Origin of the sequence: Hoeflea sp. CAU 1731, from assembly GCF_039888615.1 — a bacterium.
Lineage (GTDB): Bacteria > Pseudomonadota > Alphaproteobacteria > Rhizobiales > Rhizobiaceae > Flavimaribacter.
The window spans coordinates 165,601-190,466 of sequence record NZ_JBDQQS010000003.1 but is presented as its reverse complement, the minus strand read 5'-3'; the positions used below and the strand labels follow the sequence as shown (position 1 = coordinate 190,466).

General features: G+C 61.6%; 24 protein-coding genes. 12 read left to right on the top strand and 12 right to left on the bottom strand.

Annotated elements, in window-relative coordinates; genetic code table 11:
• Nucleotides 1–27: 27 nt before the first annotated feature.
• The gene (locus AAFN47_RS07275) at nt 28–1,464 is read right to left on the bottom strand and encodes an NAD-dependent succinate-semialdehyde dehydrogenase (RefSeq protein WP_499808542.1); all 1,437 of its coding nucleotides are present in this window, start codon (nt 1,462–1,464) and stop codon (nt 28–30) included.
• Between the two features lie 573 nt (nt 1,465–2,037).
• On the opposite strand from AAFN47_RS07275, the gene AAFN47_RS07270 reads away from it, so the two are divergent.
• Entirely contained in the window at nt 2,038–2,637 is a 600-nt protein-coding gene (locus tag AAFN47_RS07270) for an SAM-dependent methyltransferase (RefSeq protein ID WP_499808541.1), read from the top strand.
• A gap of 20 nt (nt 2,638–2,657) precedes the next feature.
• Here AAFN47_RS07270 and AAFN47_RS07265 read toward each other — a convergent pair whose 3' ends face one another.
• Nucleotides 2,658–2,987 (bottom strand): hypothetical protein, encoded by a 330-nt coding sequence (locus AAFN47_RS07265; RefSeq protein WP_499808540.1) that lies wholly within the window; start codon nt 2,985–2,987, stop codon nt 2,658–2,660.
• A gap of 25 nt (nt 2,988–3,012) precedes the next feature.
• A complete protein-coding gene (locus tag AAFN47_RS07260) occupies nt 3,013–3,303 on the bottom strand; it encodes a hypothetical protein (protein ID WP_499808539.1) in 291 nt (96 codons plus the stop codon).
• Between the two features lie 157 nt (nt 3,304–3,460).
• Here AAFN47_RS07260 and AAFN47_RS07255 point away from each other — a divergent pair, with 157 nt between their 5' ends.
• A complete protein-coding gene (locus AAFN47_RS07255; RefSeq protein ID WP_499808538.1) occupies nt 3,461–3,730 on the top strand; it encodes an aa3-type cytochrome c oxidase subunit IV in 270 nt (89 codons plus the stop codon).
• Between the two features lie 83 nt (nt 3,731–3,813).
• Nucleotides 3,814–4,815 carry a zinc-binding dehydrogenase gene (locus AAFN47_RS07250; RefSeq protein WP_499808537.1) on the top strand — a complete coding sequence of 334 codons (1,002 nt, stop codon included), beginning with the start codon at nt 3,814–3,816 and terminating at the stop codon, nt 4,813–4,815.
• Here AAFN47_RS07250 and AAFN47_RS07245 read toward each other — a convergent pair.
• From AAFN47_RS07245 to AAFN47_RS07205, 9 genes are all read right to left on the bottom strand, one after another.
• Nucleotides 4,799–6,013: a cytochrome P450 gene (locus AAFN47_RS07245; protein ID WP_499808536.1), complete on the bottom strand. Its 1,215-nt coding sequence runs from the start codon at nt 6,011–6,013 to the stop codon at nt 4,799–4,801. The two genes, AAFN47_RS07250 and AAFN47_RS07245, sit on opposite strands and share 17 nt — an antisense overlap.
• 36 nt (nt 6,014–6,049) lie before the next feature.
• The gene (locus tag AAFN47_RS07240; RefSeq protein WP_499808535.1) at nt 6,050–7,210 is read right to left on the bottom strand and encodes an ABC transporter substrate-binding protein; all 1,161 of its coding nucleotides are present in this window, start codon (nt 7,208–7,210) and stop codon (nt 6,050–6,052) included.
• A gap of 41 nt (nt 7,211–7,251) precedes the next feature.
• The gene (gene guaD, locus AAFN47_RS07235; RefSeq protein ID WP_499808534.1) at nt 7,252–8,631 is read right to left on the bottom strand and encodes a guanine deaminase; all 1,380 of its coding nucleotides are present in this window, start codon (nt 8,629–8,631) and stop codon (nt 7,252–7,254) included.
• 4 nt (nt 8,632–8,635) lie between these two features.
• Nucleotides 8,636–9,493 (bottom strand): aromatic ring-hydroxylating dioxygenase subunit alpha, encoded by an 858-nt coding sequence (locus tag AAFN47_RS07230; RefSeq protein WP_499808533.1) that lies wholly within the window; start codon nt 9,491–9,493, stop codon nt 8,636–8,638.
• Between the two features lie 11 nt (nt 9,494–9,504).
• The gene (locus AAFN47_RS07225) at nt 9,505–10,905 is read right to left on the bottom strand and encodes an 8-oxoguanine deaminase (RefSeq protein WP_499808532.1); all 1,401 of its coding nucleotides are present in this window, start codon (nt 10,903–10,905) and stop codon (nt 9,505–9,507) included.
• Between the two features lie 2 nt (nt 10,906–10,907).
• On the bottom strand, nt 10,908–11,843 hold the full coding sequence (locus AAFN47_RS07220) for an ABC transporter permease (RefSeq protein WP_499808531.1): 936 nt from the start codon (nt 11,841–11,843) through the stop codon (nt 10,908–10,910).
• A gap of 10 nt (nt 11,844–11,853) precedes the next feature.
• On the bottom strand, nt 11,854–12,903 hold the full coding sequence (locus tag AAFN47_RS07215) for an ABC transporter permease (RefSeq protein ID WP_499808530.1): 1,050 nt from the start codon (nt 12,901–12,903) through the stop codon (nt 11,854–11,856).
• A 1-nt stretch (nt 12,904) separates the two neighbouring features.
• Nucleotides 12,905–14,488, bottom strand: coding sequence for an ABC transporter ATP-binding protein (locus AAFN47_RS07210; RefSeq protein WP_499808529.1), 1,584 nt, complete (start codon nt 14,486–14,488; stop codon nt 12,905–12,907).
• Between the two features lie 89 nt (nt 14,489–14,577).
• A complete protein-coding gene (locus AAFN47_RS07205) occupies nt 14,578–15,699 on the bottom strand; it encodes a BMP family ABC transporter substrate-binding protein (RefSeq protein WP_499808528.1) in 1,122 nt (373 codons plus the stop codon).
• A 526-nt stretch (nt 15,700–16,225) separates the two neighbouring features.
• Here AAFN47_RS07205 and AAFN47_RS07200 point away from each other — a divergent pair.
• From AAFN47_RS07200 to AAFN47_RS07160, 9 genes are all read left to right on the top strand, one after another.
• Complete coding sequence (locus tag AAFN47_RS07200; RefSeq protein WP_499808527.1) at nt 16,226–16,501, top strand: hypothetical protein; 276 nt, start codon at nt 16,226–16,228, stop codon at nt 16,499–16,501.
• Nucleotides 16,498–17,235 carry a Rieske 2Fe-2S domain-containing protein gene (locus tag AAFN47_RS07195; protein ID WP_499808526.1) on the top strand — a complete coding sequence of 246 codons (738 nt, stop codon included), beginning with the start codon at nt 16,498–16,500 and terminating at the stop codon, nt 17,233–17,235. Before AAFN47_RS07200 ends, AAFN47_RS07195 begins: the two co-directional genes overlap by 4 nt.
• Nucleotides 17,235–17,867, top strand: coding sequence for a glutathione S-transferase family protein (locus tag AAFN47_RS07190; protein ID WP_499808525.1), 633 nt, complete (start codon nt 17,235–17,237; stop codon nt 17,865–17,867). The genes AAFN47_RS07195 and AAFN47_RS07190 overlap by 1 nt, the downstream gene beginning before the upstream one ends.
• An 18-nt stretch (nt 17,868–17,885) precedes the next feature.
• Nucleotides 17,886–19,688: an adenine deaminase gene (locus AAFN47_RS07185; protein ID WP_499808524.1), complete on the top strand. Its 1,803-nt coding sequence runs from the start codon at nt 17,886–17,888 to the stop codon at nt 19,686–19,688.
• Nucleotides 19,685–20,638 (top strand): LysR family transcriptional regulator, encoded by a 954-nt coding sequence (locus tag AAFN47_RS07180; protein ID WP_499808523.1) that lies wholly within the window; start codon nt 19,685–19,687, stop codon nt 20,636–20,638. The genes AAFN47_RS07185 and AAFN47_RS07180 overlap by 4 nt, the downstream gene beginning before the upstream one ends.
• Nucleotides 20,639–20,738: 100 nt before the next feature.
• Complete coding sequence (locus AAFN47_RS07175; protein ID WP_499808522.1) at nt 20,739–21,239, top strand: thiamine pyrophosphate-binding protein; 501 nt, start codon at nt 20,739–20,741, stop codon at nt 21,237–21,239.
• The gene (locus AAFN47_RS07170; protein WP_499808521.1) at nt 21,236–21,844 is read left to right on the top strand and encodes a thiamine pyrophosphate-dependent enzyme; all 609 of its coding nucleotides are present in this window, start codon (nt 21,236–21,238) and stop codon (nt 21,842–21,844) included. The genes AAFN47_RS07175 and AAFN47_RS07170 overlap by 4 nt, the downstream gene beginning before the upstream one ends.
• Nucleotides 21,845–21,875: 31 nt before the next feature.
• Nucleotides 21,876–23,489, top strand: a complete 1,614-nt coding sequence (locus AAFN47_RS07165) for a GMC family oxidoreductase (RefSeq protein ID WP_499808520.1) — start codon at nt 21,876–21,878, stop codon at nt 23,487–23,489.
• Nucleotides 23,471–24,865 (top strand): amidohydrolase family protein, encoded by a 1,395-nt coding sequence (locus tag AAFN47_RS07160; RefSeq protein WP_499808519.1) that lies wholly within the window; start codon nt 23,471–23,473, stop codon nt 24,863–24,865. The genes AAFN47_RS07165 and AAFN47_RS07160 overlap by 19 nt, the downstream gene beginning before the upstream one ends.
• Nucleotide 24,866 lies beyond the last annotated feature (1 nt).

Sequence of the window (24,866 nt, the reverse complement as noted above, 5' to 3'; positions counted from 1 at the left end):
TATTGGGGCCGTATCTATTTGATAAGACTAGTCTTTTTGTGTCACAAGGCGGGTGTCGAGATAGGCCTCTGTCGCCTCTGAACCGCCTTCCGTGCCGTATCCGGAATCCTGAAGTCCGCCGAACGGCAGTTCAGGCAGAGCGATGCCGAGGTGGTTGACGCTCAGCATGCCCGACTGGATCTCGCTGCGCAGGGACTGCATGGTCGCCGAACTGCCGGTGAAAGCATAGGCAGCCAGACCGTATGGCAGACGATTGGCCTCGGCGATCGCACTTTCGGGCGAATCAAAGCGATTGATGAAGGCGATGGGGCCGAAGGGTTCCTCGTTCATGCCGCGCGCTTCGATCGGCACATCCGTGATGACCGTCGGTTCGAAGAAGTAACCCTTGTTGCCGATGCGCCGACCGCCTGTCTTGAGCTTGCTGCCGCGATCGACGGCGTCCTGGATCAGCTCTTCCATCATCGGAATGCGCCGCTCGTTTGCAAGCGGGCCCATATCGACGCCTTCGTCGGCGCCGGCGCCGACCTTCAGCGCCTTCGACGCTTCCACGAAGCCGTCGACGAACCGATCAGCAACAGCGTCCTGAACGAGGAAGCGCGTCGGAGACACGCAGACCTGTCCGGCGTTGCGATATTTGTGCGCCGACATCAGCGAAATCGCGCTGTCGATATCGGCGTCGTCGAAGACGAGCACCGGCGCGTGACCGCCGAGTTCCATGGTGGCGCGCTTCATGTGCAGGCCGGCGAGCGATGCAAGCTGCTTGCCGACGGCTGTCGAGCCAGTGAAGGAGATCTTGCGGATCACAGGGTGCGGAATGAGATATTCGGAAATTTCAGCCGGCGTTCCGTAGACGAGATTCACGACGCCGTCTGGAATGCCGGCGTCCACGAAGCACTGGATCAGCGCCGCGGGCGATGCCGGCGTTTCTTCCGGTCCCTTGACGATAATCGAGCATCCGGTGGCGAGCGCGGCGGAGAGCTTGCGCACCACCTGGTTGATCGGGAAGTTCCACGGCGAGAAGGCGGCGACCGGTCCAACGGGGACCTTGATCGTCATCTGGGTGACGCCTGGCATGCGCGCCGGAATGATCTGGCCATAGGTGCGGCGCGCTTCTTCGGCGAACCAGTCGATCGTGTCGGCGCCGCCAAGCACCTCCATCTTCGACTGGGCGAGAGGCTTGCCCTGTTCGGCCGTCATGATCGCGGCGATGGCGTCAGCCCTTTCGCGAAGCAGGCTTGCCGCCTTGCGCATGAGCTGGGATCGCTGGAACGCGCCGGCAGCGCTCCAGATCTTGAACCCTTCGGATACGGCTTCAAGCGCCAGATCGAGATCTTCGACGCCGGCGTGCGCGACGGTTCCGATGGTCTCTTCGGTGGCGGGATCAATGACTGGGATGGAGCGGCCGGAAATGGCGTCACGCCATTCTCCGCCGATGAACAGTTTTGTGTCAGGATAATTGGTCATGGGTCGTTGAGAACCATATTCGCGGGCTCGCGGCAACCGATTTGTTCGCCGGATTCGCTCATTGAGGAATAAATGTTTCCGATACTGCGCGCAGATGACGCCGGGGATCGAAATATGGGGCTATAAATTGAATTTGGCTTTGTTTCGGGAATCCGATTTTTGAGTATTTTTCGTGATGCTTGTCGCCGTCTGGTCAATCTGGCTTTGTTTCGGGAAATTGCGTTTTCAACTCGGTTCAAGTCATCAGGGTTGGCTCATGACGCTCTGGCTTTGTTTCGGGAATTTGCTTTTCGACTGGTTTCACTCCATCAGGGTTGGCTTGTGGCGCTCTGGGTTTGTTTCGGGAATCCGCGTTTTCAGTTGTTGACCCAGAATCCGGATCTGGCTTTGTTTCGGTAATTTGTGATTTCGACGGTTCCGCCCTTCCAGGGAGAAAAAGTTATCCTGGAATGGACGATACATTCCTTCCCGAACGTTCCAAGAATGTATTTATATCAGAAAATGCGCGAGAATGCATCCAGTACGTTCGTTATTTGTTCTCGTGCTGCGTTTGATCCGAAAGGAGAAGGACTGATGTGGAACGAGCGATACGACCAGCCCGACTATGTCTTCGGCACGGAACCGAATATGTTTCTGGCGTCAAAGGCGGAATTGCTGTCGCCCGGGCAGTCCGTGCTGGCGATCGCGGACGGGGAGGGGCGCAACAGCGTCTGGCTTGCCTCCCGGGGGTTGGACGTCACGGCGTTCGACGCCTCGTCGGTGGGGCTGGACAACGCGCGGCGACTGGCGGCCTCGAAAGGCGTGACGGTAGACTATCAGCTTGCCTCGATCGAAGACTGGGACTGGACGCCGGACCGCTTCGACGTCGTGGCGGCGATCTTCATCCAGTTCGCCCCGCCGGATCTGCGCGCCGGAATTTTTGACGGGATCGGGCAAACGGTCAAACCGGGCGGCCTTGTGCTGATGCAGGGTTACAGGCCGGAACAGGTCGACTACGGGACCGGCGGTCCGCCGCAACGCGAGCACATGTATACCCGCGATCTTCTGGAAAAGGCGTTCGGAGATTTCGAGATCATATCCCTGGAAACCCATGACTGCGAAATCAGCGAAGGCCCGGGTCATGACGGCATGTCGGCGCTGATCGATCTGGCGGCGAGGAAGCCGGCCTGCTGATCAGCGACATCGAAATGTCATCATATCCTGAGGCCCTTGCGGCGCATCATGATCCGGCGCAGGTTCTTCCAGCGCAGTTCGGGGAGATCTTCTGGATCGAAACCCGACCGGTGGTCCCGCCGCGACAGGAGCAGGTCGCGCTCGGCGTCTGAAAGAAGCGGAAGGACGTTCTGCTCCCAAAGGATCAGATCCCGGAGCGAACAGCCGCTGCGATCAAGTTTGCCGCCCAGTTCCCTGAGCTTGGCAAGCAGTTCGGGATAATGTCTCGCAGCGGTTGGTCTTGCCGGCGGAGAAGCGTTGTTCAGCGCTGGCGGAAGGGTTTCCGCCAGTTGATGGGTATGTCTGGTCATGAACCTGCACCTCAGGAGCAGCCTATCAAAGTAGTGATAGCATTACGCCGATGACCGTCAGCAGAATGAGGAACGACAGCAGGATCGTCGCCCAGTTTCGCTGGTTTCGTTCGGCGTAAAGACTTTCGGCTGGCCGGAACGAACCCCCGGCTTCGCCCGGGCGCGGTGGATGGCCGGGCATGCTGAAGGCGTTGAGGTGGAATTCAGGCATGACGAATGCAGTGGCGCGCAAACGGGCGCCCGGCTTCCGTCTGGCCTTCGATTCCGGCGCGTTTCGCCGGCCGGTCATCGTTTCGTTTTCTCCTGTGACATTCATGTCGTGTCACTCCTGTTTGATTGTCACAACTCTGTCTTTGGAGTATAAACACGTATGGCCCGGTGACAGTTCCCGAGCCGACCCGTCTGCGTTCGGGAACTCCGACCTGCCATGTTCTTTCACGACAGGAGCGACCGGCATTCGGTCGATCTCGGCAATGGCACAGGAATCAGCAAATTCCGACGACGATTTCGACACACATGAGAAGACCTATTACAGCGTCCTTCATCTCGTGAAGTGGATCGTGATCAATCTGGCTCTGATCCTGGCGGCTCTCGCCTTCGCATTTGTCCTGCATTCATACTTTCTTGGAGCTTCATTTCTCATCCTGGCTCTGGCCACGTTGGTTTACGGCGTTGCATCGATTGGCAGAACGGCCCGCGAGTCCGTCGGACGTTATGAGGCCCACCATCACCGACTCCCTTGAGTGGGGCCGAATGGGCGCTTGACATCTCGTCCTTACGCTGTGAAATTTTAGTGCCACTAAAATAGCAGCTGGAAAGGATCACCATGCCGCGCGCCTGGCTTTTGCACGATTACAAGGGGTATCAGAGCCTGACCCTGGAGGATGTGGCGCTGGAGGAACCGGGCGAGGGCGAGCTCCGCCTCGCCGTCGAGGCTTTCGCGCTCAACTGGGGCGACATGGACCTGATGTGGGACCGCTATTCCTTCAGCTTTCCGGAATTTCCGGCGCGCGTGGGCATCGAGGCGGCGGGTATCGTGGACGCGATCGGTCCTGGCGTCGAGGGAGTCAGGATCGGCGATCGCATGGGAACACTGCCTTATTTCTATGGCAATCGCGGCGCCAGCACGGAATCCCTGGTCATCGATCAGCGCTTCGTCGCCAGGGCGCCGGAGGGGCTGAACGCCGTGGAAAGCGCCTCCATCTGGATGCAATACATGACGGCGTTTTTCCCGCTCGGAGAGGTCTCAAAAGTTGGTCCGGGCAGCCATGTGCTCGTGACGGCCGCCACCAGCACCGCAGGCGCCGCCTCGCTGCAGATCGGCAGGATCCTGGGTGCGAACATGATCGGCACGACGCGTTTCGAACGCAATACGGACTATCTCATGGAAATGGGCGCCGACCATGTCATCGTTACCGACGAAGAGACGGACATCGCCGACGCGATCAACCGAATGACGGACGGTCACGGCGTGGACGCCGTCTTCGATCCGGTCGGCGCGAGCCTGATACACCGATACAGCCCTGCGCTGGCGCGGGATTCCCGGATCTTCTTCTACGGCACGCTCGATGAACATTTTCCGAGCCTGCCGATCGTCGACATGTTCCAGAAGAACGCCGTCTTCCATCCCTATTCGCTGTTCAACTACGTGGAAAATCCGCAGACCTGCCGGCGCGGGATGGATTTCGTCTACGAGATGATCGGTTCCGGCCGCCTGGCGCCCAGCATCGACCGGGTCTATCCGATGGAGGAGTACAAGGAGGCCTTCGATTATCTCAGTAAACCACGCCAAAAGCACGGAAAGGTCGTCGTCACGACCGGGATCTGACGACCAACGGCCCGACGCCGCGAATGCCGACATGGCCCTTGGCTCTCGCAGGCTCTCCAGCCAGAGCGAGGTTCGGCAGCTTGCGGGCAAGGGCGGCGAGCGCCTCCTCCAGTTCCGCGCGGGCCAGCGCCTCGCCAAGGCAGCGATGCGCGCCCATGCCGAAACTCACGCTCCAGCGCGGATGATCCTCGCGCCTGATGTCAAACCGCTGCGGGTCGGCGAAAATCCTTTCATCGCGTTGCGCGGAAAGCATCGACAGTTGCACGAGCGCTCCGGGCTTGAAGGCGACGCCGCCGATGTCCAGCGGTTCGAGGACGACGCGGGCGATCGATCCCACCGAGGGTTCATAGCGAAGACCCTCGCGAACCGCGCCGGGCACAAGGTCGGGATTGCGGCACAAGTCCTCCCACTGGTCGCGATGGGTCAAAAGAAGAGAGACGAGCATCGTGAAGGCGAAGCGGGTGGTGTCGCTGCCGCCAATGATCAGGCTGACCACCTGAATCATGGTCTCTTTCGGATCGAGCCCGTTTTCGCCCGACACGCGCTCCAGGTAGTGGGAGAGGAAGTCGTCGCGCGGCTGTCGCCGGCGCTCCTCCAGCAGATTTTCCACGTAGGCGCAGAGATCGCGCGCGACTGTTTCGATGCCGGGGAAATCCTCCATGCGAAAACCGCCAAGGCCGCGCGACATGGTGTAGACCATTTCCGCGAAGCGCGGCGCGTCTTCTTCCGGAGCGCCGAGGATTTCGGCGATGATCCGCGACGGCAGCGGCGACGCGATCTGCGTCAGGACATCGAATTCATTCTCTTTCGCAGCGTCGTCGATCATGCCTTCTACCAGTTCGCGAACGCGCGGACGCCATAGCTCCATGAGTTTTGAAGCAAAGGTGCGCGAAAGCGGCGCGCGGCGGCGGGCGTGGTCCGGCGGATTGGAAAGCAGCAGGCTGTTTGAATAGAAATCATGGAGTGCGCCGGAACTGATTCCGCGGAACGCCAGCGCCTCGGTTTCGAGCTGGCGGGTACGGGGATCGGTCATCATGGCGACGACGTCATCGTGGCGGATGGCGCTCGCAACGCCATCGCCGAAGTCGATTACTGCAGTTTGCGGCCTGTATAGAGCGTAGCCCTGATGCGGATCGGGACGGAATTCGTCGGCAGTAACTGGAAGGGGTCGAAGGGTTTCTGTTTCGCGAGGGGACATTGGTGCGCCTGTTGCAGTCAGTCGGGAAACAGCGTTTTACGGCGTTGCAACCAGACGTGGCGTGATTTTCCCCACATAGTGGAGCTCGCCTTTTTCGACGCCCATCAATGTGACGCTTTTGAGCGGGATGCGGCTCCCCTGATTGTAAGAGATGGTTCCCGTGACGCCTTGATAGTCCTCCAGGCCTGCAAGACCCTGCAACAGGCCATCGGGCGTCGCCTCTCCAGAACGCTCGATCGCCGCCTTGACGAGACCGATGGCGTCATAGGCGAGCGCTGAGAAGGCGGTCGGCTTCTCTCCGGGATAGGCTGCCTCATAGGCGCTGACGAAGGCGCGCACCTGTTCGTCCTTGTTGCTTTCGCCGAGATAGGCGTGGGTGGTGTAGACGATCTCTCCGATATCGGGATTCGCCGCCCAGACTTCCGGTGCGTCGTAGCCGTCGCCGCCGACGATCAGTCCTTCATACCCGTGCTCGCGCAGCTTCTTGATGATCACCAGAGCGTTTTCGGCCGATTCCGTGCTGAGAAACACCACGTCGGAAGCATGCGGAAGCCGGATCTTTCCGGTCTTGTCGGACGGATCGACCGCATGGACAGCCCTGACCACGCCGCCGTACATTTCGAAGCTTGCGCGGAAATAGCCCTGCAGGAGACGCGGATAGAGCTTGTCGGTTTCGACATAGACCGTGACGTTCCGCGCATTTTGCTCTTCATAGACCCATTGCGCCGCCGCTGCCGCCTGAACATTGTCTCCAAAGCAGGCAAGATAGAGATAAGTCGGTACTTCCGACGGCAATTGCGGCGAGGTCGCGCCGCTTGTGATGAATGTCATCCCGGCATTCGCGATATCCGGCGCCGCCGCCAGGACGCTGCCTGAATCGACAAAGCCCACGACGCCGACCAGATCGGGATTGTCCGAAACAAGCTTGTGGCTTGCCACGTGGATATCGCTCAACACGCTGTTGGTCGGCGCGTCTTTCTGCAGGAGTTTCCGGCCGAGGACGCCGCCGTTTTCGTTAATCCGGGTAATCGCGAGTTTCGCGCCCTTGTCGGATGGCGCGCCCAGCGGAGCAATCGCGCCCATGGTGTTGAACATCGTGCCAATCTCGATGTCTTGATCCTGAGCCGTTGCGGCGCTGGCCAAAAGGCATAATGCCGCAAACAGGGTTGTAAATCTGATCAATCCGATAGCGCCCATGACACCGCTCTCCTGTTATTGCTCCCGACGGCATAGCCAATTCAACTATTGAGGGCAACGCCGGAAACGGCCGCGCCGTCAATCCAGACATCGGCAATGTTGGCGCGCGACGCCGTGTTGATGATCTTCTGGAGAATGTGATCGCCGGAATCGAGTTCGTCCCAGAGACGGATCGTTCCGTCAGCGGCATTCGTGTCGATGGCGATTGCGTCGAAGCGATAGCCGGGCGCAAACAGGCCGACCGGCAGATCGAGGGCGACGCCGCCGCCGGTGGTGGCGAGGTAGAAAGCGTCTCGGAAGTCGATCCGCGCATTGCCGCCGGCGCCGCGCTGTTCGGCCGGCAGCGCTGGATCGACGCCGCTTTCGAGCATGCGCGAGGCCATGATTGCGGCGCGACAGTTTTCGAAGAGCGAGACGCTCGGGCCACCGGAAATATCGGTTCCCAATCCTACATGCAGCCCTTTTTCAAGCGCGGCGCGAAGCGGAAAGACTGCGTTTGCGAAATAGGCGTTGGAGAGTGGGCAATGGGCGACCGCCGCCTGTCGGACCTTCACTGTCTCCATGTCCTCAGGAGTGAGGAAGTTGGAGTGCGCGAGCACGCTGCGGCGGCCGAGCAGGCCGAAGCGGTCAAGGCTCGCTGTATCCGTCACGCCGTGCCGGGCAAGAACGTAGCCATGTTCCCAGTCGCTTTCCGAGCAATGCGTCTGGACGTGGCAGCCGCAGTCTTTTGCTATCGCGCCCAGCCCTTCCAGCGCCTCGTCGGTGCAGGAGGGTATGAAGCGCGGGGTGACGACTGGCTGCACCCGGCCTTGCCCGTTGTCCGGATGCGTGCGGACATAGTCGATGAAGGCGCGTGTCTGGGACAGAGCGGCGTCCGTCGATGCGTCGCGGTAATAGTCCGGGCACTGGTCGGGATTGTCCATGACCACCTTGCCGATGAGGGCGCGCTGGCCCTTTTCCATGCAGATGTCGGCAAGCAATCGCGTCGCCTCTTCATGGATGGTGGCGAAATAGAGCGCGGTCGTCGTTCCGTTGGCGATGAGGTCGTCGACAAGGACAGAATAGGTTCGCTTCGCGAAGGCCGCGTGCCGGTATCGCGCCTCCAGCGGGAAGGTGTAGCGCTCCAGCCAGACTTCCAGCGGCACGTCCAGCGCGTTGCCGAGCAGCGGATATTGCGGCGCATGGATGTGCATGTCGACCATGCCAGGCAAGAGCCAGGAGCCGGACGGCAAGGTCGATAGCCGTTGATCGGAACGGGCTTTTTCGAGAACCGCGTCGTAGCCGGCATCGCCTTTTCTCGTGACCGAAAGGATGGTTCCGGCTGCATCGACGGCGATCAAGGCGTCCTCGAACACTTCCACGACGCCCGGTTCCGGCGCGTGGAATCCCGAAGTCAGCAGCGTCCTGTCGCGGAGGTTCACGGTCTCAGGCGGCTTGCAGCGTGGTGCCGTAGGTGATGCCCTTTTCCTTCAGCCAGCGGCGATAGGCGATCGAGGTGGCGTCGGCGCGGGTCGGAATTTCGGCGCGCGGCTCCAGCGGCAGAAGGATTGGCCGCTGGTTCTCCAGAATGATGCGGTCCTGCAGGAAGATGAGCTGCTGGAAGTGGACGAGCGAGGCCAGCGTCGACTCGTCGTCGATCAGATACATGACCGGATGCGCCCGGCAGAAATCCTCCTCGACGGGCTGGACGAAAAGGCAGATCACGTCCCAGCGATTGGCGGCGTTCGGACAGGTCTTGTAGAGCAACGTCGTGAACGGCGTCATGACCCGGTAGATATATTGCGTCATGATCCCTTCAGTGGCCGAAAGCGCAGCCTGCGGCTGGAAGAACTGGCAGTTCGTCGCCCATACCTCGTCAACGTCGCGGCGAATCTCCGCATTGTAGTGGGTGACTTCCGTATGCGGCTCCGATCCCAGAATGTCGGTATGCACGAAGGGGAAATGCGCGAGATCGAGGAAGTTCTCGACAATTCTCAACCCGGATGCTTTCACGGACACCGCGCCACAAGGGACGTATCGGCGGTCCGGTTCTTCGGTTTCGGGAACCGGAAAGATATCGCGCTCGGGCGCGCCGAGCGTCGCCCAGATAAAGCCGAAGCGCCGTTTGATGGCAAGCGGCTCTTCGCGGTCGGCAGCCATGACAACAACTTCGCCATCCTTGCTGCGGGTCACCTGAAGGTCGACGCCAAGCAACCGGTTCGCGGACGTTCCGTAGGGGATATCCGCTTCGGTGTCGATCACGTACCACTGATCGAGAGCCGCCTTTTCCGCAATCGTGCTCATGCCAGTTCTCCTTAGTGACTGTAGATTCTGTCCATGACGTCTTCGTGCTTTTCAAGCCATGCCGGAATGTCGACATCCCGGAATTCGCCCTGGGTGATTATTTCACGGCCATTGATGAAAGAATAGTCGACTTTGAACGGCCCGCACATGACGAGGGCGGCCAGCGGATCGCGTTTCGTGCCGGACAGGCCGAGCTGGCGCAGTTTCACTGCAATGAAATCCGCGCTCATACCCGGCGCCAGATAGCCGATATCGTCGCGGCCGAGAATGGCTGCGCCGCCGCGCGTCGCCATGGTCAGCGCCTCGCGGGCGGACAACGCGCTGGGCGTGCCGCCGAAGCCGCCGCGCCCGCCCGGTGTTTCGGACAGATATTTGTTGGGGGCGACGCGCTGCAGCATCATGGCGAGCCGCGCCTCCATGAACATGTTCGATGTGTCATTGGACGCCGATCCGTCCACGCCCAGGCCGACATTGACGCACTTGTCGAGCATTTCGCGGATCTTGGCGATTCCCTGTCCGCATCGCATGTTCGCCGATGGGCAATGGGCGACGCCCGTGCCGGTCTCCGCGAACAGATCGATCTCCTCGCTGGTCATGAAGATCGAATGGGCGAACCAGACATCCGGACCGAGCCAGTTGACGGATTCGGCGAAACCGACCGAGCGCATGCCGTAGACGTCGTGGCAATAATCTTCCTCGAACAGGTCTTCGGCGAGATGCGAGTGGAGGCGGACGCCCGGATGGCGTCTTGCAAGCGCCGCCGCGTCCTTCATCAGGTCCGGCGTCACGGAAAACGGCGAACAGGGCGCAAGAATGATCCGGCTCATCGAGTGCCGGCTATTGTCGTGGTATTCGCCGATCAGCCGTTCGGCGTCTTTCAGGATATCGTCTTCCTTTTCGACGCAGCGGTCAGGCGGCAAACCGCCCTGGCTTTCGCCGCGCGACATCGCGCCGCGGGCCGCGTGAAAGCGCATGCCGATTTCGCGGGCCGCGTCGATAGTGGAATCGAGCGTGCAGTTGTTGGGCAGGATATACAGATGGTCGGAGGTGGTCGTGCAGCCCGACGCGATCAGCTCGGCCATGGCGACGCGGGCCGAAACGCCCATCGCTTCATCGTCCAGATGGCTCCAGATCGGATAGAGTGTCTTCAGCCAGACCAGCAGTTCATCGTCCTGCACCATGACGCGGGTGAGGTTCTGGTACATGTGGTGATGGATGTTCACCATGCCGGGCATGACGATGTGGCCGGAAAGATCCAGCACTTCGTCGGCCCGGCTGTCGCCGAGTTCGGCCGTCGTGCCGACCGCCTCGATGACGTTGTCGCGGATCAGGATCGCGCCGTCCTCGATTTCCGATCCCGCATCGTCGAAGGTCGCGAGATGGCTGATATTCTTGAAGAGCCTGGTCGCCATTGTCAGCGCATGTCGCGGTAATAGGGAACGGCCAGCGCCGCCGGGGCCGCCAGCACGCGGCGCATCCTTTGCCAGGCGAGAACCGGCACGATGATGAAGGCCATGGTTCCGAGATAGGGCAGCATGGAAAGGATCGCCGAAGCGACCGGCCAGCCGCGGGCCTGGCCGACGAAGCCGAGCGCCGTGATGAGACCGAAGAGCAGGCCTGAAAGAGCGGCTGCGACCGGACGGTATCCGGCGAAGATAACAAGCGCCACGGCGATCCAGCCGCGACCGGCGACCACGCCGTCGGACCATGACGGGACGAAGGCGAGGGTTAGATAGGCGCCTGCGCCGGCGGCGAGCGCTGCGCCGGCGGTGACATAGGTAAAGCGGATCAGGGTCACCCGAATGCCGGCGGCGTCGGCTGCGGCCGGGTTTTCGCCGACGGCGCGCAGATTAAGGCCGTGGCGCGTGTAGAACATGAGGTAGGACAGGCCGATCGGCAGAATGATGTAGATCAGGTAGACGAGGATGTTTTGCGAGAACAGCGCCCGGCCGAGGATCGGGATCTGGTTGAGAAGCGGTATGGAGACGCCTTCGAAACTGGCGCGGGCCGGCATGCCCGAATAGTTGCGGCCAATCGTCGAGGCGAGGCCGGCGCCCATGAGGGTCAGCGCCAGTCCGCACAGCACCTGGTTGGCGCGCACGATGACGGTTGCAAATGCGAAGATTGCGCCGAAAACGGCGCCGACAACAAGGGCCGCGAGAAAACCGAAGATGGGAACAGGCGTCGCGGCGACGGTCGCGATGCCGGTGACGGCGCCCATGGCCATCAGCCCTTCAACGCCGAGATTGACGACGCCGACGCGTTCGGCGAGCACTTCGCCGATGGCCGCCAGGGCCAGAACGCCGCCTGCGAGAAAGGCCGTCGTGAGCAGTCCGGTCAAGAGATCCATGGTCGCGCTCCTAGGTCTTTTCCCGCGTGATGCGGTAATGCGAGAGTTCGTCGCCGATCGCTGTCAGGAACAGGATCAGCCCGGTCATGGCGAGTACGGCGGAGGTTGTCAGTCCCTGTGTCTGAAGGATGATCCCGGAATTGAGAATGAAGGCCATCAGCGCGGCCGAGAAGATCACGCCGATGCTGGAGCCGCGCGCCAGGACCGCGACCATGATGCCGAGATAGCCGAAATTGTTGGAGATGCCGCCCTGCAGCCTGTGAACCGTGCCGGCGATCTCCAGCATGCCGGCAAGCCCGGCGACGCCGCCCGACAGCAGCATGACGGTGATGAGATGCCGGCGAACCGGAATGCCGGCATATTTGGCGGCAGACGGATTGGAGCCGGACAGACGCACCTCGTAGCCCCACCTGGAGAAGGTGAAGACGGCGGCCGTGGCGATGACGACGAGGACCGCGACCGGCAAGCCCCAGTGGACAATGCCCCAGAATTCCGGAACTTCCGCTGACAGCCGCGGCGTCGCCGAATTGGCGAGACCCACGCGATCGCGCCATGGACCGGTCGAGACGTAGTAAACGAGAAGCGCAGCCACGAAATTGAGCAGCAGGGTGGTGATGAGTTCGTTGACGTTGGCGTAGGCGCGGGCGAGCGTCGGGATCAGGATCCACAGCATGCCGCCGACGATTCCGGCAAAGAACATCAGCACCAGGATCAGCGCCGGCGGACCGGGCACGAACAGGCCGACGGCCGTCGCCGAAAAGGCGCCGAGATAGAACTGGCCCTCGGCGCCGATATTCCAGGTGCCGATCTGCTGGGCGACGGTGACGGCGAGGCCGGTCAATATCAGCGGGATGAAAAGGAGGGCGAGGTCTTCCAGTCCGAAGGACGATCCGAACGAGGAATCGATCACTTCGGCGGCAAGCTCGATCGGGTTGGCGCCGGCGATGGCAAGGATGATGCCGGTGAAGACCAGCGCGGCGATGACCGCCGCCGCGCGCGCCGCGAAGGCGACGCCGGGATGGGCGGACGGGAGCCTCTGGAAACGCCAGTTGCCGAACATGTCAGGCGACCTCCCGGGTTTCCGTCGACTGTGTTCTGCCGCCCATGAGAAGGCCGATTTCGTCGATGTCGATGTTCTGATTTTCCAGTTCGCCCATGATCCGGCCCTCATAGAGGACGGCGATGCGGTCGGAGAGATTGAGCAATTCTTCCAGTTCCTCCGAGATGAGGACGATGCCGGCGCCTGCGTCGCGCAGTTCGACGATGTAGCGCAGCATGGTGTTGATGGCGCCGACGTCGAGGCCGCGGCTCGGATAGGCGGCCACCAGCACCTTGTTGGCGATCCGCATTTCGCGGCGGGCGACGAGGCGCTGCTGGTTGCCGCCGGAAAGGTTTCGGATCGGCATGCCGTAATCGGGAATTGCGACGTCCGCCGCCTCGGCGATCTCCTTCGAGAGGGTCGTGGCGGCGGCTGGATTATAGACGCCGGCGTTGGTGATCGGCGGCTTCATATATTCGCGCATGACGGCGTTGATGGTGATGCTGAGGGCCGGAGCGAGACCGCTGTGCAGGCGATCTTCGGGTATGTGGCCGATGCCGCCAGCCGCATAAGCTGCGGCGTTGCGTCCGCCCATGGGCTTGCCGTCGACGATGATCTGGCCGGACGTGACAGGCCGCACGCCGGTCAGCGCCTGGCTGAGTTCGCGCTGGCCGTTGCCTGCGACGCCGGCGATGCCGACGATTTCACCGGCGTGGACGGCCAGATTGATATCGTGCAGGGCGGGAGAGCCGTCGTCGCCCTTCGCCGTCACGTTTTTCAGGCTCAACACCGGCTCCGTGGAAACCGGCGCGGCGCCTTGCGGCCGGGCGCGCATGTCGTCGAGAACGATGTCGCGTCCCACCATCAGTTTTGCGAGCATGCGCGGGTCGCAGTCGGAAGCCTTTTCGGTGGCGATTTTCCTGCCGCCGCGCAGGATGGTGATCCTGTCGGAAATTTCGAGAACCTCATCAAGCTTGTGGCTGATGAAGAAGACGGCGTTGCCTTCGGCGACGAAATTCCGGAGCGCGCTGAAGAGCTCGCGCGCTTCCGCAGGCGTCAGCACCGCGGTCGGTTCGTCGAGAATGAGAACGCGCGCCTGGCGCGCCAGAACCCTGAGAATCTCGACGCGCTGCTGTTCGCCGGTGGACAGATCGCTGATGCGCGCGCCCGGACGCACCTGCAGATTGAAACGCTTGGCGAGATCCGCCGTACGCCGTTCGAGTTTTGCGGCGGACGCCCTGCGCGGAGTGTCGTCCCAGCCGAGATGGATGTTCTCGGCCACGGTGAAGGCCTGGACCAGCTTGAAGTGCTGGTGGACCATGCCGATCCCGGCGGCGATGGCCTGTTGCGGCGATGCGAACTCGCGCTTGTAGCCGTCAATGATGATCTCGCCGGCGTCGGCCTGGTAGATGCCGGTGAGGATGTTCATGAGCGTTGATTTGCCGGCGCCGTTTTCGCCGAGCAGGGCGTGGATTTCACCCGGATGGACTTCGAGGTCGACGTCCTGATTGGCGATGACGCCTGGAAAATATTTCGCAATCCCCCTCAGCTGAACGATCGGCGGCGTGCCGGCGGGCGGGGTGAAATGTGGTGCTGTTTCATTCATTCAAGGTGACCTGACGCCAGGCTTTGAAAAACCGCGGAGAGGGACCGGGCGGTTGGTTCCGCCCGGTCCATTGGCATGATTGCGTTGCGTCAGCTGGAAAGGCCGGTGACGCCTTCGACGGACCAATCCCAGTTGTAGAGTTCCAGTTCAGTCATCTTCTGGCCTTCCGGAACCCGGACTTCGCCGTTGACGTCCTTCAGTTCGCCGACGAAGGGCGACCAGCCGTCGAGCATTTTCTGGCGCACGGCGTCGGCGGCGTCGCCGACTTCCTGCGGAACGTTTTGTCCCCATGCGTCACGATCAACGCCGCCGCTCAGCGGCAGGAGATGTTCGCCCGGCGTCCATGTGCCGGCGAGACGCTTGCCGACCTGATCGACATAGAAGTCCTTGAAGTCGATGATGACGGAGGAGACGTAGGCGTTCGGGCCGTAGCGACGGATGTCGGTGTTCCACATAGCCGCCCAGACGCCGCGCTTTTCGGCGACCTGCAGGTAGCCCGCCTCGTCCATGATGCCGAACAGGAAGTCGCATCCATTGTCGACCAGCGCTGTGCCGGCCTGGGTCGCGGCCTGCGGGTCGAACCAGGAGTTGATGACGATCGTCTGCAGCGTCGCGTCCGGATTGACGGTGCGCGCGCCCATGATGAAGGCGTTGGTGCTGCAGTAGACGGAAGCGACCGGGAAGGACGCGACGTATCCGAGTTTGCCGGTCTTGCTGAGGTGACCGGCGGCGACGCCGATGACATAGGTCGGATACCAGTGCGCCAGGTAGTACCAGCCGAGGTTGTCCATCAGGGCGTGGCCGTTGCATTCCATGAAGGCGACTTCCGGCGCGCGCTTGACGACTTCGTGCAGGAAGTCGCCGGTGGACGAGGTGTCGAAGATCATGTTTGCGCCTTCCTTGACAAACTGCCGGTAGGTGCGCGTCGCGTCGGAGGAGTACGGAACGTTCTCGACTTCGAGGATATTCTTCAGGTTGGGATAGGCTTCCTTGCAGGCGAGCAGGCCCTGGTGGTGGCTCCAGGTCCAGCCTTCGTCAGTGATCGGGCCGACGTGACCGAAACCGAGGACCGTGTCCTCTTCCTTGATCGCCGGCAATGGCTCGGCGGCGGCCGCCTGCCTCATAAGGCCGCTCGGCAGGAATGTCGAAGCGGCGCCGGCGGCGCTCATATTGAGGAATCCGCGGCGGGAAAGGTTACGTAGATTGACCATGAGGTTCCCTTTTCTTTCTACAGGAGACCGGCAGTCCAGCACCGCGCCGTTCGTGCCGATCGAGAATAACTGCGTTTTGCAACGCAACAATTGTGCCAACCGCGATGCTTCCAGGCCGCGCCTGTTCCGTCATGGTCCGTTTTCACGAGGGTCGTCTGAGCCGTGAATGCGAGCAGACCGGGCCGGCGGTCCCGACGGCTGACCGGACCAGTTCAAACTCCAAGGGATTACTGCTTGTTTTCGATTGGAAAAACGGTCCGAACCGCAGCCTGACAAAAAGCAGTTGTTCGGAATAGAGAGAATTTTTTGAACGTGGCTTTGCGTCAAACGCAACAGTTCCGATCAAAAAACCACTTGAAAGCTTATGCGCGCGCGGACTAGAATGCCTACGAATAATGCAAGGCTAATTATTAGGCAATTATCCAATAATTAGGCATCGAATACGGGTTCATCGTGATCAATACTGCATCCGAAAAAGTATCTGGCGGGACATGTCGAAACAAGCGTCCAATTGGTCGCGCCTGCAATGACTGAGGCGGTGCAATTCACCTTTTTGGGGAGCCTTCAGGCCGACAGCTTTCTGGAGTTCGCCACGCATCGCGCCCGGCGTCTCGATCTTGGCTACGCTTTTGGCGAATGCAGCAACGACGCCGTAAGCGTTGCGGTGGAGGGCGCTCATGACCTTGTGGACGCCTTCGAGATGGCCTGCAGCCTCGGGCCGCATGACTGCATAATTATGGATGTGGAACGAAAGTCCGGCGCAGCTTTGCTCGTCGGCAAAACCAAGGAGAAACTGGCATGACGGCGCCGACCGTTTGGATACCTGTGGCCCTTTCGTCGGAGATTGAAGCAGGCGCTTCAGCCGGCGCGGTGGTCGACGGCAAGGAAGTGGTGGTGTGGCGTGACGCCAGCGGCAAGGCGCATGCCTGGGAAGACCGCTGCCCGCATCGCGGCATGCGTATGAGTTTCGGCTTTGTGCGCGGCGACCATATCGCCTGCCTCTATCATGGATGGCAATATGATACAGCGGGCCAGTGCCAGTACATTCCCGCGCATCCCGATCTCGATGTGCCGCAAACGATCAAGGTGCCGACCTACACGACAAAGGAGGCCAACGGCGTCATCTGGTCGACCTTGTCCGAAGAGGTTCCGGACGAAGCAATTCCCGGCGAAACAGACGAGTTCACCCCTTTGCGCAGCCTTTACATCGATTGTCCGGCGGCCTTGATCCGCGAATCGCTGGAAACCACATCACTGCCTGGTTTCTCGGCTTCGGAGGAAGAGACCGACTTTGCCGCTCTCGCCGATACTGTCTGGACCCTGACAACTGGCAAGGACAGACTTTTTATCGGCGTTCAGCCGATCAGTTCATCCCAAACAGCTCTCCATGTCGTAATCGCGGGGCCGGAGGCTACCTATGCCGGCGCAGGCCAGGCGCACTTTTCAGGATGGCTGGAAACCTTGCGGCGAAGCCTGGAAGACATCGTGCCTGATGAAGCGACATCTGCGCAGATGGCGACGGCGGAGGTCGCCTGATGTCCGCGATAACGCTTTACGATTACGAACTCGACGAACATTGTTACCGGGTTCGGTTGCTGCTGACCATGCTGGGCCTCGAATGGGAGCCGCATCCGATCGACATGGTTCCGGGCGAAGAGGAGAAGCAGCCTCCCATGCTTGCCTTGAATCCGCTTGGCCGACTGCCTGTCATGAAAGATGGCGATCTGGTCCTGCAAGGAACGGAGGCGTTGCTCGCCTATCTGGCGCGCGCTTATGACGGCGCGAACACATGGTTGCCTGCAGAAGCCGCCGATTTCGGTCGCGTCATGATGTGGCTCAATTTCTCCACTCTGGATCTCCAGTCTGCTTCGCAAGCCCGGCTGCAGTCGCTTTTCGGGACGACGGGCGTCGACGCTCCGCTGATAGAGGCGAGCCGGAATGCTTTCCGCATCATGGACGATCATATGACGAAGCGCGGCTATGAAAACGGCGAGTGGTTCGTCGGCGATCATGTGACGCTGGCCGATCTCGCACTTTTTCCGTCGTTTGCGCTTAGCCGCGATTTCGGAATCGACCACGACGAGTTTCCGGCGCTTCGCCGGTGGATCAGGCGATTCCGCAATCTCGAAAACTTCACCACCATGCCCGGTATTCCCGACTATCACTGAAGCAGGATATTTGTTGCGATGAGCACCATCACACGATTTTCAGTCGCCCCTCTTTCCACCATGACCCGCAAACTCGCCGATGTGGCGTTCGGCCGACAGGAGCCGGATCTCGTGATCGGGGACGCAAGGGTGCTCTCGACCTATTCCGAACGTATCCTGCCCGACAAGGAAATCTGGATCTCCGGCGGGCGGATCGCCGCCGTGCAGCCAAAGGGAACCTACAAGGGCGGCGGCGCAAAGATCTACGACGCCGCCGGCGGCATCATCGCCCCGGGGCTGGTGGATCCGCACATCCATGTCGAGTCCAGCATGATCACGGCTTGCGCCTATGCTGAAGCGGCGCTCCTTAACGGCACCACGACGATCTTCTGCGATAGCCACGAGATCGGCAACGTGATGGACGTCGAGGGCGTCGAGGCGATGCTCGAGGATGCGCGCCAGGCGCCACTTTCGATCTTCCTGACCGTTCCGAGCACCGTGCCCGCGACCTCGCCGGAGCTTGAGACTGCCGGCGGCGACCTGACGCCGGACAAGATCGCCGCGATCTTCGACAAATGGCCGGAGGCCGTGGCGCTCGGCGAAAAGATGGATTTCGTTCCGGTGGCGATGAGCGACGAACGCAGCCACGCCATCATCGCCGCGGCACTTGAACGCGGCCGGCCAGTCTGCGGTCATATCTACGGTCGCCAGTTCGTCGCGGCCTACGCCGCCGCTGGCGTGACCGACACGCATGAGGCGATCGACCGCGAGATCGCTGATGATCTCCTCGAGGCCGGCATCTGGCTCTTCCTGCGGGGCGGTCCGCCAACGACGCCCTGGCACAGCCTCCCGGAAGCCATCAAGACGATCACCGAACTCGGCGCGTCACACAAGCGCATTTGCGTCTGCACGGACGATCGCGACGCGGACGACCTGCTGATCTTCGGGCAGGACTGGGTGACGCGGCAGGCAGTCAAAGCCGGCATGACTCGGGAACAGGCCTGGTCGATGGGTTCGCTGCACGGGGCGACGCGATATGGCATGGAAAACGAATTCGGCGGTATGGGCGGCGGCCGTCGCGCCGACGTCGTGCTGCTGACCGACGACCTGGAGCCGGTGAACACCTGGTATGGCGGCGAGCTCATGGTTGAAAACAAGGCGATCACGCCGATGCTCGACGAGGCGATGTCGAACCCCTACCGCTATCCGGAGGCGGCCTATCATACGGTCAAGCTGCCGACCGAAATCACGCTTGCTCCGGAGTTGCCGACGGAAAAGGTGACCGCGCACGCCATCCGAACGGAATTGCCGGGCATCGAACTCGGACATGTGAAGATAACGCTGGATCCGGCCAATGACTGGCAGTCGCATTTCGATCGGCATGACCTGTGCTTCGTCAGCGTGATCGAGCGGCACGGCAAATCAAACGGCAACGTGTCGCGCGGCCTGCTCAACAATTTTGGCCTGAAGCAGGGCGCAGTCGCATCCTCCGTCGGACACGACAGCCACAATATCATCATCGCCGGCACCAATGAGGCCGACATGCAGGTGGCGCTCCGGGCGATCGAAGACCATCAGGGCGGGGTCTGCGTGGTCGCGGACGGCGAGGTCAAGGCGATGCTGCCGCTGCCGATCGCCGGCCTGCTTTCCGACAAGCGCGTGGGCGAGGTCGCCGAAGAGGTGAAGGCGCTGAAGGTCGAATGGGAAAAGGCCGGCTGCACCATCGCCTATATGGGCTTCAACCTCATTCCGCTTTCGGTCATTCCCGAAATCAGGATCACGGATATGGGACTGGTGCTCGTGCCTGAAATGGAAACAGTGCCGCTGTTCGAGATCGCATGATGGAACCCTATCGCCTCGGGCTTGTCGCAACGCGGACCCACTACTTCCAGCTCGTCGCGAAGCTGGGGTCGATCCGTCAGGCAGCCCAGGCGATGAATGTCGCCCCTTCGTCCGTCAGCCGGATCATCCGGCAACTGGAAGAGGAATTGGGCACGCCGCTTTTTGAACGGGTGCGCCAGCGACTGAAACTGACAAGCGCCGGCGAACTGCTGCTCTATCACGCCCGCATCAGCCTTTCGGAGCTTGGACGCGCGTGCAACGAAATCAACGAACTTCATGGCCTGCAACGCGGCACGGTTTCGATCAGCGTGGTGGAGAGCGTCGCGCGCGGCCAGATGCCGGCGGTTCTGGAGGAATTCTGGAAGCGCTATCCGGCCATCGTGGTGGACATCAAGGTCACAGGGTCGCAGCAGGCGGCCGACGCCGTGCACGAGGGCGATTGCGATCTGGCCGTCGCCTTCGACGTGAATACGCCGCGTTCGATCCGGCGCATCGCGAGCGCCTCCCTGCCATTGGGCGTGGTCGCATTGCCCGGCAGCCGCTTTGCCGGCCGGCGGAGCCTGAAGCTGTTCGACCTGTCCGGCGAGCGCGTCATCCTCTCCGATTCCAGCCTCATGCTGGGCGCCTCTGTCGAGGAGGCCTTCAGCCAGACCCTGATCGATCTGACGCGTCGCTCGCGCACCAATTCCATCGAACTGATGGTGGAGCTCGCGCGCCGAAACCTCGGCACGGTGCTGCAGACGCAGATCGGCGTGGAGGAGGAAATCCGCAATGGGACGCTGATTTTCGTGCCCTTGCGCGATCCCAAGGTTCCAACCCGCAAGCTGATGCTGCTGTCCCGATCCGAACGCGAGATGTCGGACGCCGCGGCCGCCCTCGGCAGCTTGCTGGCGCAATCCATCGAGCGTTCCGTGAATTCGACGCCGGTGCTGGCGGAGGCCACGGGCTGATGTTCAAGTTGTTGCCTTTTACGCAATTCATTGATCAAAAATCAGGCACTATTCCGAACAACTCGATTTTGCGATTTTCGGCTGACAACGAGGATTACGCATGAAAAAAACGGCTGTAGACGCGGTAATACGTGGACTGAAAAGGGCGGGAGTCAGCGTCGTGTGCTACCTGCCCGACTCGCTTTTCAAGGAACTTTATCCGGCGCTCGACGCCGATCCCGACATTCGCACCATCCGGGTGACGAACGAGGGCGAGGGCGCGGCCATCTGCGGCGGCGTGTTTCTGTCAGGCAAGCGCGCGGCGCTGGTCATGGAGAATTCCGGACTGCGCGCCTCGGTCGAACCGCTTGCCCGCATGGGGCTGGGCGCCGGTATCCCGGTCATCATGCTGATGAGCTATCGCGGCGAACTTGGCGAAAACAACTGGTGGGCCATTCCCCACGGCATAACGATGGAGCCGGTGCTGAACGCGCTGCGCATCCCCTACGACGTCGTTCGCGAGGAAGAGCGTATCGAGCAGGCCATCGTTAACGCCTATGAGTGGTCCTATTCGGCCTATTACCATTCGGCTGTGGCGCTCGGCGGCGAGGTGGTGCGATGAAACGCTATGACTGCATGAAGGCGCTGGCCGCCCGGCTGAAAGACGAACTGGTGATCCTGTCGCTCGGGGCCAGCGTCGACGAATGGTACAACGCCGCGCCGCATATGCGCGCCGCCAGCCTGTTCCAGCAACAGCTCGGTTGTGTGACGCCGGAAGCCTTTGGTCTGGCCGCCGGCCTTCCCCACCGCCGCATCGTATCGCTCGACACCGACGGCGGCATGATGTTCAACCTCGGTATCCTCGCGACACTCGGCAATGAACAGCCGAAAAACCTCTTCGTCGTCGTCTGGGACAATGAATGCTACCAGTCGATCGGCGGGCCGCCGACGCATACGGCGTCGGGCAGGGTCGATATCGCCGCGATCGCGCGCGGCGCCGGCGTCGAGAAAGCCTTCACCGCGCACACGCTTGAAGAATTCGACGCGCATTGCGCGGCGGGGCTTGCAGCCGATGTTCCTTATGTCGTCGTCGCCAAGGTCGCCGGCGCGGTGGAGCCGGATATCCGGCGCAAGCATTCGGACGGCCGCGAGGACAAGTACATCTTCGTGCGCCACGTCGAAGAGACAGAGGGCGTGGTGATCATGGGTCCGAGCGAACACAACTAGAGGCGCTCAGCCGGGGAAACCTTAGCCAGAGATGACAGCAGGCACGACCATACCGAAAAGACCGCTTCTGCCGGAATATGACTTCATCGTGGTCGGCGGCGGCTCCGGAGGTTCAGTGGTGGCGCGGCGTCTCATCGACGGCAGCGACGCGACCGTGCTTTTGATCGAGGCCGGCGAGAGCGGCTTCGGCGTGCCGGAAATTGAAGACCCGTCGCGGTGGGTTCCGCTCGGTCGCAGCCAGTACGACTGGGGCTACAACTACGCGCCGACGCCGCTCGTCAACAACCGGGTGATCGGCATTCCACGCGGCAAGGTGCTGGGCGGTTCGAGCAGCATCAATGCGCTGATGTGGTATCGCGGGCATCCGCGCGACTATGACGCCTGGGCGGAGGCCGGCGCCGAGGGCTGGAGCTTCGAAGACGTGCTGCCCTGGTTCCGCCGCTGCGAGGACTGGGAAGGCGGGGCGACCGACCATCGCGGGGCCGGCGGACCTTTGCGGATCGAGACGAGCCGTAACCTGCATCCGGTCGCTCGCGGTATGATGGAGGGCGCTGCGGAACTCGGCATTCCCGTGATCGACGATCCGAACGGCTTGGACAATGAAGGCGCGGCGCCGTCGAACTTCAATATAAGTTCGGGACGGCGGCACAGTTCCGCTGACGGCTACCTGAAACCGATCCTCGATGAGGAGCGGCTGACGATCCTCACCGGTTCGCAGGCGATCGGGCTTCTTCTGGACGGCTCACGCTGCGTCGGTGTGCGGCATACCGTTGGAAGCGGCGTACAGGAGACGCGCGCCAGCGCCCATGTGATCCTTGCGCTGGGCGCAATCGACACGCCGCGGCTTCTGATGATGTCCGGCATCGGTGATCCGAAGGAGCTGCACCGGCTGCGCTCGCCGGTCAAATGCGCGCTGCCGGGCGTCGGACGCAATTTCCAGGACCACCCGCTGGTTCAGGCTTGCGTGTTCCGTTCGAAATCTCCGCTTGGTCCTGTGACCGACAATGGCGGCGGCGCGATGCTCAACTGGAAATCACGGCCTGATCTGGCGCAACCCGACGTCCATGCCTTTCCGGTGCAAGGTAACAGCGCCGAACCGGCACTGCGCAACCGCTACGATGCGGACGGGGATTTGTTCTCGTTCGGGGCCGGGCTGATGCATTCCAAGAGCCGGGGATATCTGCGCCTCTGGAGCGCGGAACCGGATGGACTGCTGGAAATCCAGCCGAATTTCCTTGCAGAGCCTGACGATCTCGAAGCGCTGATTGTCGCCGTCGACACGATGATGGAGCTGTCCCAGACCAGCGCTATGGCGGATATTTTCGACGGTTTCGCCATCCCCGACCGCCCCATGAACCGCAAGGAGACAATCGAGTTCATTCGCAACGGCTGCTCGACCTTTTTCCATTGCTGCGGCACCTGCGCCATGGGTTCGGACGAAATGGCCGTGGTCGATTCGCGGCTGAACGTGCGCGGCCTGGATGGGCTTTCGATCGCAGATGCGTCCGTCATTCCGATAATTCCCACCTGCAACACCCACGCTCCGGTGACCATGATCGGCGAGCGGGCCGCCAGTTTCATACTGTCGGAACATGGCGTCGGCGCACCGACTGAACAGGAGACGGCATGTCTGCAGACGAACTGATCCTATCCGGCAACTATCTGCTGACGATGGATGTCGACAACACGGTTATTACCGATGGCGCTGTTCTGGTGCGGGACGGGCGGATCGAGGCCGTCGGCGCCCGCGAGGACCTTTCGGCGCGCCATCCGGACATCGCCGTGAAGCATTTGCCCGACGCGCTCCTGATGCCGGGCATCGTCAACGCCCACGCCCATTCCGGCTTTCTTCGAGGCACGGCGGAACATCTGCCTGTCTGGGACTGGCTGACACTGCACATCAACCCGATGCATCGCATGCTTCAGCCACTCGAGGCGGAGATCGCCTCCCGCCTGTGCTATGCGGAATCCGTGCTCGGGGGCACAACGACCGTTGTCGATATGTGGCGCTATATGGAGGGCAGCGCCAGGGCCGCCGAGGCCATCGGCAACCGTCTCGTCGCCGTTCCCTATGTCGGCGAGCATCCGGACTACGACTATTTCGACACGCTGGACATGAACGAGGCGCTGATCGAGGGCTGGCATCGCAAGGCCGGCGGGCGGGTCAACGTGTGGGTCGGGCTCGAACATCTTTTCTACGCGGATGAAGCCGGCCAGCGGCGGGCGATCGAGATGGCCAAGCGCCACGGCACGGGGTTTCACACCCATTGCAGCGAGGCCGATATCGAGGTCACGGAATTCGAAAAACGCTATGGCAAACGGCCGATGTTCGCGCTCGAAGATCTCGGCTTCTTCGAGACGCCGCGTGCGATGATCGCGCACGCCGTCTGGCTGGACGAGAGCGAAGTGGAACTGATTTCTCAACGGCCGGTGTCGGTCGCCCACAATCCGGTCAGCAACATGAAGCTTGCGAGCGGCATTGCGCCGATCTCGGACATGCTCGCCGCCGGCGTGCCGGTCGGGCTCGGAACGGACGGCGAAAAGGAAAACAACAATTTCGACATGTTCGAGGAAATGAAGGGCGCTTCGCTGCTCGGCAAGTTGAATCATCGCGACGCCGCCGCCATGGACAGCTGGCAGTGTCTGCGAATGGCGACGATTCTGGGCGCGAAGGCGATCGGGCTCGACAGCGAGATCGGATCCATCGAGACAGGCAAGCAGGCTGACATCATTGCCGTCAGAACCGATACGCCGCGCATGACGCCGCTTTTCGGCGAAGGTCCGTATTTCAACCTCCAGCACAATCTGGTTCATGCTGTGCGTGGCGGCGACGTTTGTCTGACGATGGTCGACGGCCAGATCCTCGTCGATGACGGAGAGCTGAAGATCGGGGATCTGTCCGAAATCATCGCGGACATACACCGCGTTGCGCCCGGCCTGTTCGAACGCCGCGCGAAGTGGCTTGCAGCCAATACGGGCGGGTCGAAACAGTGGACCGAGACCGGGCAGGAAGGGTCATGAC

Bases quoted from the DNA above. Each gene is read 5' to 3' on its own strand.
- AAFN47_RS07275 (WP_499808542.1), bottom strand. From the start codon at position 1,464: ATGACCAATTATCCTGACACAAAACTGTTCATCGGCGGAGAATGGCGT.
- AAFN47_RS07270 (WP_499808541.1), top strand. From the start codon at position 2,038: ATGTGGAACGAGCGATACGACCAGCCCGACTATGTCTTCGGCACGGAA.
- AAFN47_RS07265 (WP_499808540.1), bottom strand. From the start codon at position 2,987: ATGACCAGACATACCCATCAACTGGCGGAAACCCTTCCGCCAGCGCTG.
- AAFN47_RS07260 (WP_499808539.1), bottom strand. From the start codon at position 3,303: ATGAATGTCACAGGAGAAAACGAAACGATGACCGGCCGGCGAAACGCG.
- AAFN47_RS07255 (WP_499808538.1), top strand. From the start codon at position 3,461: ATGGCACAGGAATCAGCAAATTCCGACGACGATTTCGACACACATGAG.
- AAFN47_RS07250 (WP_499808537.1), top strand. From the start codon at position 3,814: ATGCCGCGCGCCTGGCTTTTGCACGATTACAAGGGGTATCAGAGCCTG.
- AAFN47_RS07245 (WP_499808536.1), bottom strand. From the start codon at position 6,013: ATGTCCCCTCGCGAAACAGAAACCCTTCGACCCCTTCCAGTTACTGCC.
- AAFN47_RS07240 (WP_499808535.1), bottom strand. From the start codon at position 7,210: ATGGGCGCTATCGGATTGATCAGATTTACAACCCTGTTTGCGGCATTA.
- AAFN47_RS07230 (WP_499808533.1), bottom strand. From the start codon at position 9,493: ATGAGCACGATTGCGGAAAAGGCGGCTCTCGATCAGTGGTACGTGATC.
- AAFN47_RS07225 (WP_499808532.1), bottom strand. From the start codon at position 10,905: ATGGCGACCAGGCTCTTCAAGAATATCAGCCATCTCGCGACCTTCGAC.
- AAFN47_RS07220 (WP_499808531.1), bottom strand. From the start codon at position 11,843: ATGGATCTCTTGACCGGACTGCTCACGACGGCCTTTCTCGCAGGCGGC.
- AAFN47_RS07215 (WP_499808530.1), bottom strand. From the start codon at position 12,903: ATGTTCGGCAACTGGCGTTTCCAGAGGCTCCCGTCCGCCCATCCCGGC.
- AAFN47_RS07210 (WP_499808529.1), bottom strand. From the start codon at position 14,488: ATGAATGAAACAGCACCACATTTCACCCCGCCCGCCGGCACGCCGCCG.
- AAFN47_RS07205 (WP_499808528.1), bottom strand. From the start codon at position 15,699: ATGGTCAATCTACGTAACCTTTCCCGCCGCGGATTCCTCAATATGAGC.
- AAFN47_RS07200 (WP_499808527.1), top strand. From the start codon at position 16,226: ATGACTGAGGCGGTGCAATTCACCTTTTTGGGGAGCCTTCAGGCCGAC.
- AAFN47_RS07195 (WP_499808526.1), top strand. From the start codon at position 16,498: ATGACGGCGCCGACCGTTTGGATACCTGTGGCCCTTTCGTCGGAGATT.
- AAFN47_RS07190 (WP_499808525.1), top strand. From the start codon at position 17,235: ATGTCCGCGATAACGCTTTACGATTACGAACTCGACGAACATTGTTAC.
- AAFN47_RS07185 (WP_499808524.1), top strand. From the start codon at position 17,886: ATGAGCACCATCACACGATTTTCAGTCGCCCCTCTTTCCACCATGACC.
- AAFN47_RS07180 (WP_499808523.1), top strand. From the start codon at position 19,685: ATGATGGAACCCTATCGCCTCGGGCTTGTCGCAACGCGGACCCACTAC.
- AAFN47_RS07175 (WP_499808522.1), top strand. From the start codon at position 20,739: ATGAAAAAAACGGCTGTAGACGCGGTAATACGTGGACTGAAAAGGGCG.
- AAFN47_RS07170 (WP_499808521.1), top strand. From the start codon at position 21,236: ATGAAACGCTATGACTGCATGAAGGCGCTGGCCGCCCGGCTGAAAGAC.
- AAFN47_RS07165 (WP_499808520.1), top strand. From the start codon at position 21,876: ATGACAGCAGGCACGACCATACCGAAAAGACCGCTTCTGCCGGAATAT.
- AAFN47_RS07160 (WP_499808519.1), top strand. From the start codon at position 23,471: ATGTCTGCAGACGAACTGATCCTATCCGGCAACTATCTGCTGACGATG.